General features: G+C 51.9%; 17 protein-coding genes. 12 read left to right on the forward strand and 5 right to left on the reverse strand.

Annotated elements, in window-relative coordinates; translation table 11 throughout:
* Nucleotides 1-126 precede the first annotated feature (126 nt).
* The 5 genes from F3J30_RS00470 to rimL all read left to right on the forward strand — a co-directional run bounded on the left by F3J30_RS00470 (nucleotide 127) and on the right by rimL (nucleotide 6,424).
* On the forward strand, nucleotides 127-1,782 hold the full coding sequence (locus F3J30_RS00470) for a glucan biosynthesis protein (protein WP_041162062.1): 1,656 nt from the start codon (nucleotides 127-129) through the stop codon (nucleotides 1,780-1,782).
* A 115-nt stretch (nucleotides 1,783-1,897) separates the two neighbouring features.
* Complete coding sequence (locus F3J30_RS00475) at nucleotides 1,898-3,880, forward strand: AAA family ATPase (protein ID WP_166715265.1); 1,983 nt, start codon at nucleotides 1,898-1,900, stop codon at nucleotides 3,878-3,880.
* Nucleotides 3,877-5,232 carry an McrC family protein gene (locus F3J30_RS00480; RefSeq protein WP_166715266.1) on the forward strand — a complete coding sequence of 452 codons (1,356 nt, stop codon included), beginning with the start codon at nucleotides 3,877-3,879 and terminating at the stop codon, nucleotides 5,230-5,232. Before F3J30_RS00475 ends, F3J30_RS00480 begins: the two co-directional genes overlap by 4 nt.
* A gap of 23 nt (nucleotides 5,233-5,255) precedes the next feature.
* A complete protein-coding gene (locus tag F3J30_RS00485; protein WP_166715267.1) occupies nucleotides 5,256-5,873 on the forward strand; it encodes a hypothetical protein in 618 nt (205 codons plus the stop codon).
* An 11-nt stretch (nucleotides 5,874-5,884) separates the two neighbouring features.
* Nucleotides 5,885-6,424 (forward strand): 50S ribosomal protein L7/L12-serine acetyltransferase, encoded by a 540-nt coding sequence (gene rimL / locus F3J30_RS00490; RefSeq protein ID WP_166715268.1) that lies wholly within the window; start codon nucleotides 5,885-5,887, stop codon nucleotides 6,422-6,424.
* On the opposite strand, the gene ydcK is transcribed toward rimL, so the two are convergent.
* Nucleotides 6,419-7,399 (reverse strand): YdcK family protein, encoded by a 981-nt coding sequence (gene ydcK, locus F3J30_RS00495; RefSeq protein WP_166715269.1) that lies wholly within the window; start codon nucleotides 7,397-7,399, stop codon nucleotides 6,419-6,421. The genes rimL and ydcK overlap by 6 nt on opposite strands.
* 122 nt (nucleotides 7,400-7,521) lie before the next feature.
* Here ydcK and tehA point away from each other — a divergent pair, with 122 nt between their 5' ends.
* Both tehA and tehB read left to right on the forward strand, forming a co-directional pair.
* Entirely contained in the window at nucleotides 7,522-8,526 is a 1,005-nt protein-coding gene (gene tehA / locus F3J30_RS00500) for a dicarboxylate transporter/tellurite-resistance protein TehA (RefSeq protein ID WP_166715270.1), read from the forward strand.
* Entirely contained in the window at nucleotides 8,523-9,116 is a 594-nt protein-coding gene (gene tehB, locus F3J30_RS00505) for a tellurite resistance methyltransferase TehB (protein WP_014070249.1), read from the forward strand. Before tehA ends, tehB begins: the two co-directional genes overlap by 4 nt.
* Here tehB and pepT read toward each other — a convergent pair.
* Nucleotides 9,113-10,342 carry a peptidase T gene (pepT, locus tag F3J30_RS00510; RefSeq protein WP_166715271.1) on the reverse strand — a complete coding sequence of 410 codons (1,230 nt, stop codon included), beginning with the start codon at nucleotides 10,340-10,342 and terminating at the stop codon, nucleotides 9,113-9,115. The two genes, tehB and pepT, sit on opposite strands and share 4 nt — an antisense overlap.
* Nucleotides 10,343-10,453: 111 nt before the next feature.
* On the opposite strand from pepT, the gene F3J30_RS00515 reads away from it, so the two are divergent.
* Nucleotides 10,454-12,049 carry an ABC transporter substrate-binding protein gene (locus tag F3J30_RS00515; RefSeq protein WP_166715272.1) on the forward strand — a complete coding sequence of 532 codons (1,596 nt, stop codon included), beginning with the start codon at nucleotides 10,454-10,456 and terminating at the stop codon, nucleotides 12,047-12,049.
* Between the two features lie 134 nt (nucleotides 12,050-12,183).
* Nucleotides 12,184-12,858 (forward strand): DUF3313 domain-containing protein, encoded by a 675-nt coding sequence (locus F3J30_RS00520; protein WP_014070252.1) that lies wholly within the window; start codon nucleotides 12,184-12,186, stop codon nucleotides 12,856-12,858.
* A gap of 35 nt (nucleotides 12,859-12,893) precedes the next feature.
* Here F3J30_RS00520 and F3J30_RS00525 read toward each other — a convergent pair whose 3' ends face one another.
* A complete protein-coding gene (locus tag F3J30_RS00525) occupies nucleotides 12,894-13,790 on the reverse strand; it encodes an EamA family transporter (RefSeq protein WP_166715273.1) in 897 nt (298 codons plus the stop codon).
* Between the two features lie 174 nt (nucleotides 13,791-13,964).
* Here F3J30_RS00525 and F3J30_RS00530 point away from each other — a divergent pair, with 174 nt between their 5' ends.
* Entirely contained in the window at nucleotides 13,965-14,837 is an 873-nt protein-coding gene (locus tag F3J30_RS00530; RefSeq protein WP_166716674.1) for a helix-turn-helix transcriptional regulator, read from the forward strand.
* Here the strand turns inward: F3J30_RS00530 and F3J30_RS00535 are convergent.
* Entirely contained in the window at nucleotides 14,817-16,004 is a 1,188-nt protein-coding gene (locus F3J30_RS00535; RefSeq protein WP_348771113.1) for a benzoate/H(+) symporter BenE family transporter, read from the reverse strand. The two genes, F3J30_RS00530 and F3J30_RS00535, sit on opposite strands and share 21 nt — an antisense overlap.
* 71 nt (nucleotides 16,005-16,075) lie before the next feature.
* Here F3J30_RS00535 and F3J30_RS00540 point away from each other — a divergent pair, with 71 nt between their 5' ends.
* On the forward strand, nucleotides 16,076-16,603 hold the full coding sequence (locus tag F3J30_RS00540) for an XRE family transcriptional regulator (protein WP_014070256.1): 528 nt from the start codon (nucleotides 16,076-16,078) through the stop codon (nucleotides 16,601-16,603).
* A gap of 80 nt (nucleotides 16,604-16,683) precedes the next feature.
* Nucleotides 16,684-18,648 (forward strand): U32 family peptidase, encoded by a 1,965-nt coding sequence (locus tag F3J30_RS00545; protein WP_166715275.1) that lies wholly within the window; start codon nucleotides 16,684-16,686, stop codon nucleotides 18,646-18,648.
* On the opposite strand, the gene F3J30_RS00550 is transcribed toward F3J30_RS00545, so the two are convergent.
* Nucleotides 18,649-18,879, reverse strand: a complete 231-nt coding sequence (locus tag F3J30_RS00550; RefSeq protein WP_014070258.1) for a DUF2554 family protein — start codon at nucleotides 18,877-18,879, stop codon at nucleotides 18,649-18,651.
* Nucleotides 18,880-18,946: the final 67 nt, after the last annotated feature.

Raw genomic sequence — 18,946 nt, forward strand, 5'->3', positions numbered from 1 at the left:
GCTCATATAATCACCCGGCAACAATTGGATTCTTAACCGTTTTTGTTTAGGCTGTGCGTTCTTTCTTGCCGTCATTTCGCCGCGCGCGAAACACATTCACACGACCATAAGGACGTTTTTCCAGGCATGAATCGCAGACGTTTTTTAAAAGGTTCGCTGGCAATGGCCGCCCTGAGCGGCACATCAGGCCTTGCTTCACTGTTTTCTAAGGCGGCATTCGCTGCTGACTCTGATATTGCTGACGGTCAGAGCCGACGTTTTGACTACTCCGTACTGCAATCCATGGCACATGACCTGGCAAAAACCCCGTGGGGTGGCGCACCGCGTCCGCTGCCGGAAACGCTGGCGACCATGACCCCGCAGGCGTACAACGCCATTCGCTACGATGAAAAGCAGTCGCTGTGGAACAACATTGAAGGCCGTCAGCTTGACGTTCAGTTCTTCCATATGGGGATGGGTTTCCGCCGCCGTGTGCGCATGTTCTCGCTGGATCCGTCGACATCTCAGGCGCGTGAGATCCACTTCCGTCCGGAGCTGTTCAGCTACAACGAGACGGACGTCGACACTAAACAGCTGCAAGGGCAGAGCGATCTCGGCTTTGCGGGCTTCCGCGCGTTTAAAGCGCCAGAGCTGGCACGCCGCGATATCGTTTCGTTCCTCGGCGCGAGTTATTTCCGCGCGGTCGATGACACCTATCAGTACGGTCTTTCTGCCCGTGGTCTGGCGGTGGATACCTTTACGGATACGCCGGAAGAGTTCCCGGATTTCACCTCGTTCTGGTTTGAAACCGTCAAGCCTGGTGATACCACCTTTACCGTCTATACGCTGCTGGACAGCCCAAGCGTTACCGGTGCCTACAAGTTTGTGATCCACTGCGAGAAAAGCCAGGTGATCATGGACGTAGAAAACCACCTCTATGCGCGTAAAGACATCAAACAGCTTGGCATCGCCCCGATGACCAGTATGTTCAGCTGCGGGAATAACGAACGTCGCATGTGTGACACCATTCACCCGCAAATCCATGACTCCGACCGTCTGGCGATGTGGCGGGGCAATGGCGAATGGATCTGCCGTCCTCTGAACAACCCGCAGAAATTGCAGTTCAATGCCTACATGGATAAAAACCCGAAAGGGTTCGGTCTGCTCCAGCTTGACCGCGATTTCTCGCACTATCAGGACATCATGGGCTGGTATAACAAACGCCCAAGTCTGTGGGTCGAGCCGCGTAACAACTGGGGTAAGGGCGCAGTTGGCCTGATGGAGATCCCGACAACCGGTGAAACCCTGGATAACGTGGTCTGCTTCTGGCAGCCCGAAAAACCAGTGGAAGCGGGTGATGAACTGGACTTCAAATATCGCCTGTACTGGAGCGCGCAGCCGCCTGTGCGCTCGCCGCTGGCCAACGTCTTCGCGACCCGCACCGGCATGGGTGGGTTCCCTGAAGGCTGGGCACCGGGTGAAAACTACCCGAAAACCTGGGCGCGTCGCTTTGCCATTGATTTTGTCGGTGGCGATCTGAAAGCCGCGGCGCCGAAGGGGATTGAACCTGTGATTACGCTTTCAAATGGTGAAGCGAAGCAGATTGAGATCCTCTACGTTGAGCCGTTCGATGGCTATCGCATTCTGTTTGACTGGTATCCGACGTCCGACTCAACGGAGCCAGTGGATATGCGGATGTTCCTGCGCTGCCAGGGCGATGCCATCAGTGAAACCTGGCTCTACCAGTACTTCCCGCCAGCACCGGATAAACGTAATTACGTTGACGACCGGGTTATGCGCTAGTCGAGTTGAACTGCGCCCGGTAAGCGTAACGCTGCCGGGCGATTAACAGTCATAAATCATGATTTCGCCTATGTTCGCATTTGTACTGCTTTTTCATCAAGGAGTGGTGTAGGAAATGCTGAATTCGCTCGAGATATACCATGCGTTGAATGAATTGGGTTACCGGCTTGAGAATGGAAAATTCGAGCCAAGCTATGCTTCCGAGCATTCACTCGGGAATGGACAGTATCTGTATGTCAAACGCAGTCGGGACGGCGTCGTTAATAAGAGCCCATTGGTACTTGCACCAGACACTCTTGCCTTAAAGGCGGAAATTGATCGCATTGAGGGTATCCACTGTCTTTGGGAAAAAGTTAAAAGCACCAGCTACCGCCGTTACCCGAAAGATAATGGTACGTCCCAGTATGGTTTTGCGGCTGATGTTGAATCAGTCGAAGCGCTACAGGCCCTGGTGGTTTTGTTGGGAGCTCAGCCCTCTTCGAATCCCCAATCCGCACTAAAAAGAGACAACGAAAACAAGGATCAATCGTTAATGTATCCCTTAAACCAGATTCTCTTCGGACCACCAGGCACAGGTAAAACCTACACGACGACCGAAATGGCAGTCAAAATTGCGGATAATGCGTGGTATCAACAGGCTACGCGTGAACATCATGGCAATGACTTACGGGAAAAGGTAAAGCAGCGGTATCAGATGCTGGTAGAAAAGCAGCGCATCATGTTTACCACTTTCCATCAGAGCTTCTCGTATGAAGACTTTATCGAGGGTATTCGTGCGACGACTGATGAAAGCTCGGGTACGCTTCGCTATGACGTCATGGATGGCATTTTTAAGCAGCTGTGCCTGAATGCTGAAGTTAAAACAAGTGGTAGTGCAACCCAGTCATTGTCTTTGAATGGGAGACGAATCTGGAAAATGTCTCTTGGAAATACTCTTGACGGTGAAGATTATATTTTCGATGAGTGCCTTGCGAACAATTATATTCTATTGGGTTGGGGCGATAATCTTGATTTTAGTGGCTGCACGACTCCAGCGGATGTCCGATTACGCTTAGACGAATCGAATGAAGGCCTGGTTGAGAGAAGTGAATACATGTTGACTGCGGTCAATATGTTTAAAAACATCATGCGTAATGGTGACCTGGTTATTGTTTCCGATGGTAATCATAAGTTCAGGGCCATTGCCGAGATCGCCGGGGATTATCAATATCTGCCAAATGATGAGCGTGTAGGCTTTCATCAAATGCGTAAGGTCAACTGGTTACGAACTTATTCACCGAGCTTACCGAAAGAGCAACTTTTTTTAAAGTCACTTTCGCAGATGACGTTATATGAGTTGAGGGATACTTCAATTGATAGGGCGAAATTGTCTCAGCTATTGGCCCCGGTTGAAACAAGTGATAATCAAGCATTGCCGCACGTGCTCATTATCGATGAGATAAACAGGGGGAATATTGCCCGTATCTTTGGTGAATTGATTACTCTGCTGGAATCCGATAAGCGATTGGGAGCCGAAGATGCCCGCTCCTTAGTCCTGCCGTATTCTAAACAACTGTTTTCGGTGCCCGGGAATGTTTATGTCATTGGGACGATGAATACTGCGGATAAATCCCTGATACAAATGGACCTGGCGCTAAGACGACGCTTTAGCTTTACCGAAATGCCTGCCCGACCGGAACTGTTAGCTGGGGTCACTGCGTTTGGCGTTGATGTCGAAACGTTGTTAACGCGAATTAATCAGCGTATCGAAGCGTTGCTGGATAGTGAGCACATGATTGGCCACGCTTACTTCATGCCACTAAAGAAATTAGAAAGTAACGCCGACCGCGAAGCCTGTCTTGCCAGTATCTTCCAGGATAAAATCATTCCATTGCTGAGAGAGTATTTCTTTGATGATTATGAGCGTATCGGTTGGGTGCTTAATGATTCAGTGAAAGCCAAAGAAAACCGTTTTATCCTGTTGCAACAGTCAGCAGAATTACCGTCATTTTCTGCGCTATTTCCGAAAGATATTGCAGATAGTTTGTCTGACAGGCGTTTTCGTATCAACGAACATGCATTTACGACGGCAGAAGCTTATCAGGGGATTGTCGCATGATGATTCAGGTTCGGGAATATGCTCTGCTTACCTGTGATAACACTCAACCAGCCAGTATGGATTTGGGGATTGTCTCTGAAGCAACATTTTCCTGGCTTGAGCAATTGCAACAACAGTGGAGTGGTACCTCTCAAATTCTCAGCCGGGAAGGGAGGCGATTTTTGCGTTTGGGAAGCTATGTCGGTTATCTGCAATCCCCGACTGGCGAGTCAATTGAAATTCTGCCAAAAACCACTCTTGACGTTCCAGCTGAGATAGTCCCTTTGCGTCAGCTTTTACGCCGAATGCTCAGCGCCTCTTTTGGGATTACACCCCGTGAGGCGAGCCAGGCGGTATTACAGCGCAGTGACCAACCTCTGCATGAGTGGATAATCAGTGAGTTCCTGCGGCATCTTGCTGATTTAGTACGCAAAGGACTGCGTTTCGATTATCACCTCATTGAGGATGAACATAGTGCGTTCATCCGTGGTCAATTGAATGTCACTGCGCAAATGAGAATGCCTCCGGGCAGAGGCACTCATTTCCATGTGCGCTATGCCGAGTTCTCCCCTCAGCGTATTGAAAACCGTCTGCTACGGACTGCTTTAGACTGGACTCTCAAAATGACCAGACAAGGGCAGAGCTGGAGGCAGGCAAATTCACTTAGCCACCAACTGGATGGCATAGTGCCGATCTCTGGCAGTACAACGCAATCAATGAGGCAGTGGAGTGACGGTAAATATCTCTTTGGCTATCGCGCTATAAAACCGTGGTGCCAGCTCATTCTTGAACAGATGAATCCAGATTTTCAATATGGCTCGCATCAGGGAATTTCTTTGTTGTTTCCTATGGAGAAGTTATATGAGGGCTGGGTAGGATACGGTCTGACTGGAGCGTTGCATCACGATTACCAGCTTATTGAGCATACTAAGAGCCAGTGCCTGTTAGAACATGTTCCAGTTGGCGAAAAGTCATCTCAGCGATGGTTCATGCTGAAACCTGACTTTCTTATCACCGGCGGGCAGACGGTGGTTATGGATGCTAAATGGAAATTATTAGATAGCAGGGCTGATGATGGTCTGAGGAAGTATGAAATCAGCCAGCCGGACCTGTATCAGATGTTCGCCTATGGGCAAAAGTACCTTCATGGGAAAGGCAATATGATGCTGATTTATCCGCGTCATCAGTACTTTGCTACGCCATTGCCGGTGTTCCGTTTCGACGAAGATTTATCGCTATGGTGTGTGCCCTTTGACCTTGAATTGGGTGGGTTGGTGAAAGGCGAATGGCAGGATTCGTTTCGTTGTTTCCCTGAAGATGAGCCTGAAGTCGTTTATGATGAGCAACAAAATAGCCACGCATTTCACGAATAGTATATGGTGAGGGAGACATAATCATGGCTTATAAAGATTTTTACCATTTAATGTTGGAGTATTTTTCCCAACCCGTAGAGCTGTTCACTGGCTCAAGAAAAGTTCCTTTCACTCTTTATACTGAAGAGCAAAAGCTGTTTGTTCGAAATGGGAAAGATAATACCAGCCGTATCGATCCCAAAGAAGTTGCAGCATTTGTTGAGCGGTTTGAAGAAAGTGAAAGTTTGTTGGCTAAAGACTACCAGGATGTGACTTTTAAAGCCTCCTATCTGCTGGCTGCGATGAAATATATTACTGAGCAGAGTGCATCTGTTTTGCGTTTTCACAGTGAAGAACTTGATAACAGTGAAGTGCAATATAAAAACTGGCTGAATGCCAATCCTGAAGGCTATGTTTTAAATCTGCTTAAAAGAAGTGAAGTAAGCGATAAACTGGATCCTGCAAGTTCAACTTGCCTGCATTCCGTGGGGTGTTCTTCGGTAAATAATGAACGTAGTTACTCTCACTCTGAGCCGTTCACCGGTAATGATTACTTTAAGATTTGCTCTGCAAGTTTATATGCACTTGAGCAAGAAGCCATCAGGATAACAAAGCTCAGCAGCGTGAGAAGGCATTCTTGTTTAAAGAGTAACATGGGTTAACATGAGGCATTATGACATCTGAAATCATCCCTGTATCACAACACATTGAGCTTCGTGCCGTTGAAGAGCGCTATACCGCCGAGTTGCACAACCTCGTCATCAAAAATAAAGCCTTTCTGCAAACCGCATTCGACTGGGCGCAACACACAGGGACTGAGGATGACACCCGCCGTAACGTACAGAGCAACCAGATGCTGCACGCGCGCGGCTATGCCAAAATGTTCCTTATTTTTCAGGACGATATTCTGGTGGGCGTGCTGTCGTTTAATGCCATCGAGCCGGCCAATAAAACGGGTTACATCGGTTACTGGCTGGATGAGCATCACCAGAAGCAGGGGATTATTTCTCAGGCGTTACAGGCGTTTATGCACTATTACACCAGCCGGGGTGAAGTCCGCCGCTTTGTGCTTAAGTGTCGGGTAGACAATGCCAGCAGCAATAAGGTCGCGATGCGAAATGGTTTTACGCTTGAAGGCTGCCTGCGAGAGGCGGAATACCTGAACGGCCGCTTTGACGATGTAAACAGCTACGCCAGATTATTCCCGCTATAGCGCGCCCAGCAGAGGTGTACGGGTAATACGCTGATTGCCGTTGATCACTTTTTCGCCGCGCAGGTGGATGTTTTCCCCGGCAAAGGCTTCGATCACGGCATCATCGGTTATCTCTATTCGATGCTCGATCAGCACATCTCCGCTGATACGGACGCGTCCCTGGATCACCACTTTATCGTCAATCATGATCGGCCCGCCCCGTAGCCAGGCCTGGCCGCCGATAAGCACATGATGTTTTATCACGCAGTTGCCTTCGATGACGGCGTTTTCCGCCACCTGGGAACTGTAGCGCAGCGTGGGGATGGCATCGTCGTCTTTTCCGGCAATCAGGCGAGCATTGCCGTACACTTTTGCGCAATCGCACACCCAGACGTTATTCAGGTCATTGCCTTCCAGAATGGCGTTTTCGAACACTTCGGCGCGGTGCTCGATGAAGGCAAAATTCACCAGGGCGTCTCCGTAGATTTGCGCCTGATGAACCACCCGGGACTGGCTCACGGTGGCGTTACCGTAAATCTGTAAAATCTGATCGTTGTCGGGAGTTAACCCTTTTGCCGCGATAATCTGGCTGTGATGAAGGACGCGGGCATTGCCAAAAATGTGACATTCGCCACGAATATCAGAGTGCTGAACGGTGACGTTGTCACTTATCCGGGCGCCATGACTGATTTGCGCGCCATCCACCCAGCAGTCACCGCCAATCCAGGCATTATGGCTTATCACGCAGGGCTGGGTTATCCGCGCATTGCCGAGCACGCTGGCGCGGCCAAAGACCACGCTGTTTTCGTCGTAGATCCAGCAGTTGCCCTCGTGGGCGAGCGCGCTCTCATCTTCGACCCATCCGCCTTTTGTCCCGCTGACGATATCGCTAAAATCAGTGGTTGCGATTATCTGCCGCAAGGGGGTTGTGGTTTTGCTCTCGCCGTTTTGCCAGTGCCAGAGGCGGATTTCGTCGCCAAGCCGATACTTTTTCATCCTAATATCCCTGATATGCGTCTTAACTAAACGTAGCAAAGTTTAGGCTTTTCGAAATGCTGGCGCTTACCGCGGAAACCTCATAAAATGGCATTTAAAATACATTTTATAATTTAAAATAAATGCGTAAAAATAACGGAACTCAACAGGTCCTTAACTTACCCTCGGGTTACTTCGGTATGGTGCTGGGGACGATTGGTATGGGGTTTGCCTGGCGCTATGCCAGCACTCTCTGGCCAGTGACGCGCTGGCCGGGCGATATTCTTGTCGGGCTGGCGGTATGTATCTGGTTTTTGCTGACGCTGGCATTTATTACCCGCGCCATTCGCTTTCCGCAAAGCGTGCTGAAGGAGATGCGCCACCCGGTGATGAGCAGTTTTGTCAGCCTGTTTCCGGCAACCACCATGCTGGTATCAATTGGTTTTGTTCCCTGGTTTCGCCCCATATCGCTGGTGCTGTTCGGCGTCGGCGTGGTGATGCAGTTGAGCTACTCAGCCTGGCAGAGCGCCGGTTTATGGCGGGGTAAACACCCTGAAGAGGCCACCACGCCAGGACTTTACCTGCCGACGGTGGCCAACAATTTTATCAGCGCGATGGCCTGTGGCGCGCTTGGGTTTACCGATGCCGGTTTAGTGTTCCTGGGGGCGGGGGTCTTTTCGTGGCTCAGCCTGGAGCCGGTTATCCTGCAACGTCTGCGCAGCGCCGGAGAGTTACCTTCCGCGCTGCGAACTTCACTCGGTATTCAGCTTGCCCCGGCACTGGTGGCCTGTAGCGCCTGGTTTAGCGTAAATGGCGGGGAGACCGATACCTTTGCCAAAATGTTGTTTGGCTACGGGCTATTGCAGCTGCTGTTTATGCTGCGCCTGATGCCGTGGTATTTGTCGCAGCCGTTTAATGCCTCTTTCTGGAGCTTCTCTTTCGGCGTTTCGGCGCTGGCGACCACCGGATTACACCTGGGGCAGAGCAGCCCGTCGGGCTTCTTCCACGCGATTGCTGTCCCGCTGTTTATTTTCACTAACATCATCATTGCGATGCTGTTGGTTCGTACGTTTATCTTGCTGATGCAGGGCAAACTTCTGGTGCGCACTGATAAGGCACTGCTTATGCTTCCTGAGGAAAAACAATGACTGTTGATGAGAACTACTTCACCGATAAATATGGTCTGACCCGCACGCACTCAGAGGTGCTGTATAGCGCAGATATCGTCAAGCCGGGTAAAACCCTGGATCTGGGCTGCGGAAATGGGCGTAACAGCCTTTATCTTGCAGCCAACGGCTACGATGTGACGGCGTGGGATAAAAATCCAATGAGCATCGACAATATCGAACGCATCAAAGCGGCGGAAGGGATTGTCAATTTGCAGGCGGAGATCAAAGACCTCAACAGCCTGAGTTTTGACGGCGAGTACGATTTTATTCTCTCAACCGTGGTGCTGATGTTCCTGGAAGCGAAAACCATCCCTGGTCTTATCGCCAATATGCAGCGCTGTACTAAACCGGGCGGCTATAACCTGATCGTTGCGGCGATGGATACCGCCGATTATCCGTGCACCGTTGGTTTCCCGTTCGCGTTCAAAAGCGGTGAACTGAGCAACTACTATGAAGGCTGGGAGTTGCTCAAATACAACGAAGAGGTGGGCGAACTGCACCGTACCGACGCCAACGGTAATCGCATCAAGCTGCGTTTTGCCACCATGCTGGCGCGTAAACCGGCTTAACGAGCGGCCAGCAGACAGATTTGCAGGGCTGTTTTGTAAGACGCCTCGAACGACGACAACGGTAAAAACTCAAACTTTGAGTGGAAGTTATGAGCGCCGGTGAAGAAGTTCGGGGTGAGCAGTCCTTTTGCAGAGAGTGCCGCGCCGTCTGTGCCTCCGCGCATTGGCGTCGGTTTTGGCGTAATCCCGAGCGATTCCATCGCGGCAAACATCAGGTCAATGGCGCGGCGGTCTTCGCCAATCGCATTGCTGATATTGCTATAGGTGTCCTCAATGCGGTATTCCACTTTTGCGGTGGGGTGCTGTGCGGCAATCACTGCCACCACATCGGCAATCTGCTGCTTACGCGCGGCGAAGTTGTCTTTATCAAAATCGCGAATGTGTGCCTTCAGAATGGCTTCGTTTTGCCCGGCCTGAATACCGTTAAACCAGATATAGCCTTCACGGCCTTCGGTGCACTCCGGCGTTTGCTGACGGTCAAAATGGCTGATGAAGTCGGTTGCCATCAGTAACGGATTTACCAGTACGCCTTTGGCAGACATCGGGTGTGCGGTGACGCCGGTAAAGCGGATTTCTGCCGCCGCGGCGTTGAAGTTCTCGTAAACAATTTCCCCGATTTCACAGCAGTCGATGGTCCAGGCAAAGTCGACGTCGAAACGCTTAAGATCCAGCGCCTTTGCGCCATTCAGGCCAATCTCTTCATCCGGTACAAACGCCACCACGATATCGCCATGCTGATGTTCCGCTTTCAGATTTTCCAGCACTGTCATCACCACGGTTACGGCAGATTTATTATCTGCGCCTAATACGCTGGTTCCATCGCTGAAAATAATCTCTTCATTAGGATAAGACAGAATTTCCGGGTGCTCTTTGACGCGTAGCCAGACGTCTTTCTCTTTATTCAGACAGAGGTCTTCTCCGGTAAACGTTAATATTTGTGGATGAATATCCGGTGATAACCCCACGTCGACCGTGTCGATATGCGTAATAAAACCAATACGCGGTGCGCCTGCCACATTGCCTTTTTTAACGGCGGTTACGGTCGCGAACTCATCGATGACGATATCCTCTAAACCCAACTGTGCCAGCTCTTTTGCCAGTTCACGCGCCATGTCGTGCTGCCCCTGTGTGGAAGGCAGTGTTTTGACTTTAGGATCGCTTTGGCTGGTGATGGCGAGATAGCGGAAAAAACGATGGGTTAATTGTCTGGAGAGCTCTGAAGCCATAGTGATTCCTTCTTATTTTGTATTATCAGGTGTTTGCAATGTCACTTTAATGTTATTTATGAAATGGCAAAAGAATTAATTAGCCGTCGAATTAAAAAGACAGGAAAAAAGATGAAAAGCAAACTCACCATGTTAACGCTGGCGCTTGCAGCCCTGACGGCCAGTTCCGCCGTTAGTGCAAAAACGCTGGTGTATTGCTCCGAAGGATCGCCGGAGAACTTCAATCCTCAGTTGTATACGTCTGGCACCAGTGTGGATGCCAGCGCCGTACCGGTCTATAACCGCCTGGTAGACTTTAAACCCGGCACTACCGAGCTGGTGCCGAGCCTGGCAGAAAGCTGGGATGTGAGTGAAGACGGCAAGGTCTATACCTTCCATCTGCGCAAAGGGGTCAAATTCCAGAGCAATAAATCCTTTACGCCAACGCGCGACTTTAACGCTGATGACGTCATTTTCTCTTTCATGCGCCAGAAAGACGTCAATCACCCTTATCACAATGTCTCTAATGGCAGCTATTCCAACTTCGAAAGTCTGGAGTTTGGCAGCCTGATCACCGCCATCGACAGGGTGGATGACCATACGGTGCGCTTTACCCTGGCGCACCCGGAAGCCCCGTTTGTGGCCGACCTGGCCTGGTATTTTGCCTCGATCCTGTCGGCTGAATATGCCGATGCGATGCTCAAAGCCGGGACGCCAGAGAAGGTCGATATGGAGCCGATTGGCACCGGCCCGTTCCGACTGGCGCAGTATCAGAAGGATTCCCGCATTCTGTTTACCGCCTTCCCGGATTACTGGCAGGGTAAATCGAAACTCGATCGTCTGGTCTTTACCATTACCCCGGATGCCTCGGTGCGTTTTGCCAAAATCGAGAAAAATGAGTGCCAGGTAATGCCGTTCCCGAACCCGGCCGATCTGCCGCGCATGAAGGCCAACAAAGATATCAACCTGATGAGCAAGGCGGGGCTTAACACCGGATTCCTGGCGTTTAATACTCAAAAGCCGCCGCTGGATAACGTGAAGGTTCGTCAGGCGCTGGCGATGGCCATCAACAAACCGGCAATTATCGATGCCGTGTTCCACGGTACCGGAACCGCGGCGAAGAATCTGTTGCCGCCGGGTGTCTGGAGTGCCGACAGCGAGCTGAAGGATTACGACTACTCTCCTGAAAAAGCCAAAGCCCTGCTCAAAGAGGCCGGATTTGCCAACGGTATCAGCATTGATTTGTGGGCGATGCCGGTTCAGCGGCCGTATAACCCGAACGCTAAGCGCATGGCTGAGATGATTCAGGCCGATTGGGCGAAGATTGGTGTGCAAACCAAAATCGTCACCTACGAGTGGGGCGAATACCTCAAGCGTGTGAAGGGCGGTGAACACCAGGCGGCGCTGATGGGCTGGACAACGGCGACGGGCGACCCGGATAACTTCTTTGGCCCGCTGTTTACCTGTACTTCTGCCAACGGCGGGTCAAATTCGGCGAAATGGTGTTATAAGCCATTTGATAAAATTATTGCCGAAGCTAAATCGATAACCGATCACGATAAACGCGTGGCGTTATACAAAGAGGCGCAGCAGATGATGCACGATCAAATGCCCGCCGTCATGATTGCCCACTCAACCATTTTTGAGCCGGTACGCAAAGAAGTCACAGGCTACGAAATCGATCCATTTGGCAAACATCTGTTCTGGCAAGTGGATATTAAGGAGTAATTTTCACTGCCCGGATTGCGTCCGGGCAGTCTTTTCGCAATTTGTGCTCTCTGCATCATTTTTTGCCACAACAACTCCCTCTGACTTTTGCTATAACTTCAAATGCATACTTGCAGATAACATGGAATACCATCATGCGTACTCACACTTTTTTTAAAGTTGCAGTGCTTACTGGTCTGTTGGCGGTGGCGGGCTGTTCTTCAAAAGTCGCCGCTCCTGAGCAATACTCCGGCTTTTTAAAAGATTATTCTGGCTTGCAGCAGACGACCTCTGCGACAGGTAAACCAACCCTGCGTTGGGTTGACCCGTCTTACAATGAAGCCAACTATGACAGTATTGTCTGGAACCCAATTACCTATTATCCGGTGCCAAAACCTACGACCCAAATTGGTCAAAAAACACTGGATGAACTGCTGAGCTACACCAACAACAAAATGAAAACCGCGATTGGTCAACGTAAACCGATCGTCGCTACGCCAGGGCCACGTAGCCTGATTTTCCGTGGTGCCATTACGGGTGTCACCTCTAAACAGGAAGGCTTGCAGTTCTATGAAGTGGTGCCAGTGGCGCTGGTGGTTGCAGGTACGCAGATGGCGTCTGGACACCGTACTATGGACACCCACCTGTACTTCGAAGGTGAGTTGATCGATGCGAAAACCGGAAAACCGGTCATGAAAGTCGTTCGTAAAGGTGAAGGTAAAGAGCTGGCAAACGAAAATACGCCGATGGGCTTCGCAACCCTGAAACAGGTTGTGGATGACATGGCAACCGATGCCACCATGTTTGATGTGAAAAAACCAATGAAATAGTACTGATGACGGCCTGCATGATGCAGGCCGTTTTTTTATGCCGTACGCAGACGCCTGAACCAGGTTTCTGGTTTGGTAAACATCACCATATTCCCACCCAGAATCAGCAACAGCCCAACAATCCCGTTCATATGCCACACGTAGCCTTCGTAAACGGTTGAGATAGACAACGCAACCAGCGGAAACAGGAGCGTGCTGTAAGCCGCTTTTCCCGCGCCGATCCGTCCCACCAGCGTAAAATAAGCACCAAACGCAATCACCGAACCAAACAGCGCCAGATAAAGCAGTGCGCCGATATAGCTTACCGTCCACTCAGGTACAAAGCTGTCTCCCCGGATAAGGGCTATACAGCCCATCACCAGCGTCCCGTAGAGCATCGCCCAGGCGTTGGTGGTCATGGTTTCCAGCCCGTTTCGCTGGTGACGTATACTGATCATATTCCCCAGTGAGAACCCATAAGTCCCCAGCGCGGAAAGGCCAATCCCCGTCAGCAGTGAGGCGCTCCAGCCACTTGCCAGCAGGTCGTCCCAGAAGAGGGTGATAATACCGATTAACCCCAGAGCCGCTGCCGTCCAGAAGCGTGCCGGTGGACGCTGGCCGAAGAAGATATAACTGTTGATGGCGTTATACAGTACGGCCATGCTGAAAATGACAGACTCAAGCCCGGTGTTGATGTGCGCCGCCGCGGTGTAAAAGCACCAGAAGTTGAAGCAGAACACGCAGCAGCCCTGAATGATGCAGAATAAATGGTCACGCAATGACAGTTTGCGCAGACGACGAAGGGCGACCAGGACAATCATCATGATGGCGCAGGCAACGGCAAAGCGCCAAAAAATGGACACGGGGGCCGCGACAGGCCCTTGTTGCAGAAAAATCGCAATCCAGGTGGTTCCCCAGATAACCACCACCAGCCCGTACAACAGTGCGTTCATGTTTTCTCTCTTCTCAAACCGCGGAAAACCTCAGTGTGGCGGTTGTCAGCCTGACACGCTTTCACCCGCTTGCGGTGGACTTGCAAATTCTTGCGCTTTTTTATCGTCAGGGCACTGGCAACAGGGGGCAACAATTCTTAGACTGATACTCTGATTAATGACGTGTTAATGGTTATGTCCCACGCTTACGAAACCTTTGAAACGCTACGCCAACAGAACGCGGTGCTCCGGGAAACCGTTGCGCTCAACTCCGGTATTCAACTGGCTGCGTGGTACAACAAGCACGACACCATCACCGTTAAGAGCGATCACCATACCCTTAGCCTGTACGTGGCTGACGGCTATGAGAGTTATCAAAAAACGCCGGGTGGCTGGAAGAATGGTGGCGGCCCGGATCGTTTCTGCCTGATGCCCAAAGAGAGTGAATCCACCTGGGATATCCGCGATGACCTGTCGTTTGTCCATCTTTACTGTACCGATGAACATTTGCGCGATATCGGCGAGAAAATCTGGGATAAGCGCCCGTTATCCCTGACGCTTGATGAAAAAATCTTTGGCAGCGACCCGAAAATTACCGCGCTGTATCGCCAGTTTTTACTCGGCTGCGACTGGCAGCAAAAAGCCAATCAGCTCACCCTGAGCACGGCATCGACGATGTTGCTAACGCATTTGCTGCAAAACTACGCCAACGTGCAATGGAAACTGCCGGTGGTGACAGGGGGATTGTCGCCGTTTGTTTTGCGAAACGTACTGGCCTTTATTGAAGAAAACCTCGCGCAACCGCTGACGCTGGCTGAGCTTGCCGCTCAGGCTGCGCTCAGTGAGTATCACTTTGCCCGTATGTTCCGCCAGTCAATGCAGCAAGCGCCGCATCAGTACGTGATGCTGCGCCGGATGGAAAAAGCCAGGGTACTGGTCACGCAAAGCAACCAGCCGCTGACCGATATTGCGCTCGCCTGCGGCTTTAACTCTGCCAGTCATTTCAGCAACCGCTTTCGCAGCGTAATGGGCATGACGCCCTCTCAGTTACGTGCGGCGAGCGCGTAGAAACACGCTGTAGCAAATCCCGCCAGCAACCAGCCCCCAGAACGCAGAACCAATTCCCAGAATCGTTACCCCGCTGGCGGTCATCAGGAAAGTGACAATCGCCGCGTCACGCTCCGCTTCGTTATTCAGTGCCTGATACAAACTTCCACTGATGGTGCCCAGCAGTGCCAGCCCGGCCAGTGTCTGGATCCAGCTCAGCGGCAGGGCGGCCATCAGCCCGGTAATGGAGCCGCCAAACACGCCCGCCAGAAGATAGAAAATGCCCGCAGCAGCGGCGGCAATCCAGCGTTTACCGGCATCCGGGTGTGCATCAGGACTCTGGCAAATGGCGGCGGTGATTGCCGCGATACAGATGGAATAGACCCCGAACGGTGAAAACAGCAAGGCAATCCCGCCGGTGATGATGATGAGCGGCGACACCGCCAGCGGATAACCGGAGGCTTTCATGGTGGCAAAGCCGGGGGCATTCTGCGAGGCCATGGTCACCAGGAAAAACGGCAAACCGATGCTGACCAGACTGGTAAAGGTAAATGTGGGGGCGATAAATTGCGGCATAACCACCGAAAGGGTGATTTTATCCGTGGCAACGTCACCACCAGCCCAGGCAACGACCCCGCCAACCAACAGGGTGGCCACAATGGCGTAGCGCGGCGCAAACGCTTTGGCAATTAACCACGCCGCCAGCATACTGCCGCACAGCAGAAAATGACCGTCGAGATGGCTGAAGGCCTGAAGGCCGAAGCGCAGCAGTACCCCGGCCAGCATAGCCGCCGCCAGGGAGTGCGGAATAAGCTTCATCAGCCGGGCAAACAGCCCGGTCAGCCCGCACAGCAGGATGAGTGCGTTGGCAAAAATAAAAATACCGATCGTTTCTGCCAGCGTCACGTCGTGCAGGCTGGTGGCCAACAGAGCGGCACCCGGCGTGGACCAGGCGGTGAGCACTGGCGCTTTATACCACCAGGAGAGTGCAAGAGTGCTGACACCCATTCCAATACCCAGCGCGGTCATCCACCCGGCAATCTGCTGGGCGTTCGCCCCCGCGGCAGCAGCAGCCTGCCAGATAATGGCCGCCGAGCTGGCATAGCCCACCAGCACGGCAACAAAACCGGCCAGAATGGCGGGGAAGAGAGGCGTTGAACTGCGCATAAAAACTCCATCGTGCGTTATAGCGTCCGAAGCAATGTAACACTGTGCGCTATAGCGTACAAGTGTTACACTTTGCGCCAACGGGAGGATTTATGGACATAACTCAACATCTTGCATCCACACTGAAAACCCTGCGCCAGACACGCGGGTGGAGCCTGTCAAAGCTTGCAGAAGAGACGGGCGTGTCGAAAGCGATGCTCGGACAAATCGAGCGCAACGAATCCAGCCCCACGGTTTCGACGCTCTGGAAAATAGCGACCGGACTTAACGTGCCTTTTTCCGCCTTCATCACGCCTCAGGCCAACCCGGAAGCGGTGTTTGATCCGCAGCAGCAGGCGATGGTGGTTAAACCGTTATTCCCCTGGGACGAGGTGTTGAAATACGATCATTTCTCAATAACCCTTGCGCCCGGCGCGATGAGTGAATCCACGCCGCACGAAGCGGGCGTCATTGAACATGTGGTGGTGATAAGCGGCGAGCTTGATATGCATATCGACGGTGAATGGCGCACGTTTCAGGCTGATTCTGGCGTGCGTTTTGCGGGCGATAAACCCCATGCGTACCGTAACAGCAGCGCTCTGACGGTGCACTTTCATTCACTGATTCATTATCCCCGCTGAAGGTACGCAAAACTGTTTCGCTGACGCATACTTCTGACTACAATAGCCGCCATTTTGACCATAACGGATAACGACGAAGTATGCGCCTGCAATCCCATCATCTTGAACTTTTAAGCCCGGCCCGCGATGCCGCCATTGCCCGTGAAGCGATCCTTCATGGTGCTGATGCCGTCTACATTGGTGGCCCTGGCTTCGGTGCCCGCCATAACGCCAGCAACAGCCTGAGCGATATTGCCGAGCTGGTGCCGTTCGCCCATCGCTTTGGGGCGAAAGTGTTCGTGACCCTGAACACCATTCTTCATGATGATGAGCTGGAGCCTGCGCAGCGTCTGATCACTGACCTGTATCAGACCGGCGTTGATGCGCTGATCGTGCAGGACATGGGCGTACTGGAGCTGGATATTCCGCCGATTGAACTGCACGCCAGTACCCAGTGCGATATCCGCACCGTAGAAAAGGCGAAGTTCCTATCCGACGTCGGTTTCTCTCAGATAGTGCTGGCGCGTGAGCTGAACCTGAACCAGATCCGCGATATCCACCAGGCCACAGATGCCACCATCGAGTTCTTTATCCACGGCGCACTGTGCGTTGCCTATTCCGGGCAGTGCAATATTTCTCACGCCCAGACCGGACGCAGCGCCAACCGTGGCGATTGCTCTCAGGCGTGCCGTCTGCCGTACACCCTGAAAGACGATCAGGGCCGTGTCGTCGCGTTCGAAAAACACCTGCTTTCCATGAAAGATAACGATCAGACCGCCAACCTCGGCGCGCTGATCGACGCCGGTGTGCGCTCCTTCAAGATTGAAGGCCGTTACAAAGACATGAGCTACGTGAAAAACATCACCGCGCACTATCGTCAAATGCTGGATGCCATTATTGAAGATCGCGGTGACCTGGCGCGCGCGTCAGCCGGGCGTACCGAGCACTTCTTTATCCCATCGACCGATAAAACCTTCCACCGTGGTAGTACCGATTACTTCGTGAATGCGCGTAAAGGTGACATTGGCGCGTTCGATTCACCGAAGTTTGTGGGCTTGCCCGTAGGCGAAGTGCTAAAAGTGGCCAAAGATCACCTGGACGTGGAAGTGACCGAGCCGCTGGCGAACGGCGATGGCCTGAACGTGATGATCAAGCGTGAAGTGGTAGGATTCCGCGCCAACACGGTTGAAAAAACCGGTGAAAATCGTTATCGCGTCTGGCCAAATGAGATGCCAGCCGATCTCTATAAAGCACGCCCCAATGCGGCACTTAACCGTAACCTTGACCACAACTGGCAGCAGGCGTTACTGAAAACGTCCAGCGAGCGCCGGATTGCGGTGGATATTGAGCTGGGCGGCTGGGAAGAACAGCTGATTCTGACCATGACCAGCGAAGATGGCATTAGCGTGACCCATACGCTTGATGGTCAGTTCGAGGTGGCTAACAACGCGGAAAAAGCGCTGAACAACCTGAAGGATGGGGTGGCGAAGCTGGGGCAAACCCTTTATTACGCGCGCAATATCGACGTTAACCTGCCGGATGCGCTGTTTGTGCCAAATAGCTTGCTGAATCAGTTCCGTCGCGAAACGGCAGAAATGCTCGATGAGGCGCGCCTGGTTAACTATCCGCGCGGCAGCCGTAAAGCCGTTTCTGTGCCTGCGCCGGTTTATCCTGACTCGCATTTATCTTTCCTCGCAAACGTCTACAACCATAAGGCGCGCGAGTTCTATCATCGCTATGGCGTGCAGCTAATTGACGCGGCGTATGAAGCGCATGAAGAGAAGGGCGATGTACCGGTGATGATCACCAAGCACTGTCTGCGCTTTGCGTTTAACCTGTGTCCGAAACAGGCGAAGGGCAATATTAAAAGCTGGAAAGCGACCCCGATGCAGTTGGTGAACGGGGACGAGGTATTGACCCTGAAATTTGACTGCCGTCCGTGCGAAATGCACGTCATCGGTAAGATGAAAAACCACATCTTCAAAATGCCGCAGCCGGGCAGTATTGTGGCCTCTGTCAGCCCTGAAGATCTGATGAAAACCCTGCCAAAACGTAAAGGCAGTTAATCACCGGAAGTGGGTTTCGGGTTTGCGCGATTTCTGCCAGTGATGGTGTTCGCGCAAGCCCTCCGCAGATTCCTCTGCTATAGCGCGTAATTCGTCGCTGTCGGCTTCATGACGAAGCTGATGATCGACATTCTTCACCCATAAAAAGGTGTGCCCTTTGTGTCCTGCCATCAACTGACCCGAAAATAATGCGCAGATCAACATGATTGCCGATAACCCTTTTCTAAACATTATTTCACCGCTGAATTACATTTCACGGCTATGATGCAGATAGTTTTATTGAGTTATTATTCAACTA

Source organism: Enterobacter sp. Tr-810 (assembly GCF_011752765.1).
GTDB classification, from domain to species: domain Bacteria; phylum Pseudomonadota; class Gammaproteobacteria; order Enterobacterales; family Enterobacteriaceae; genus Enterobacter; species Enterobacter soli.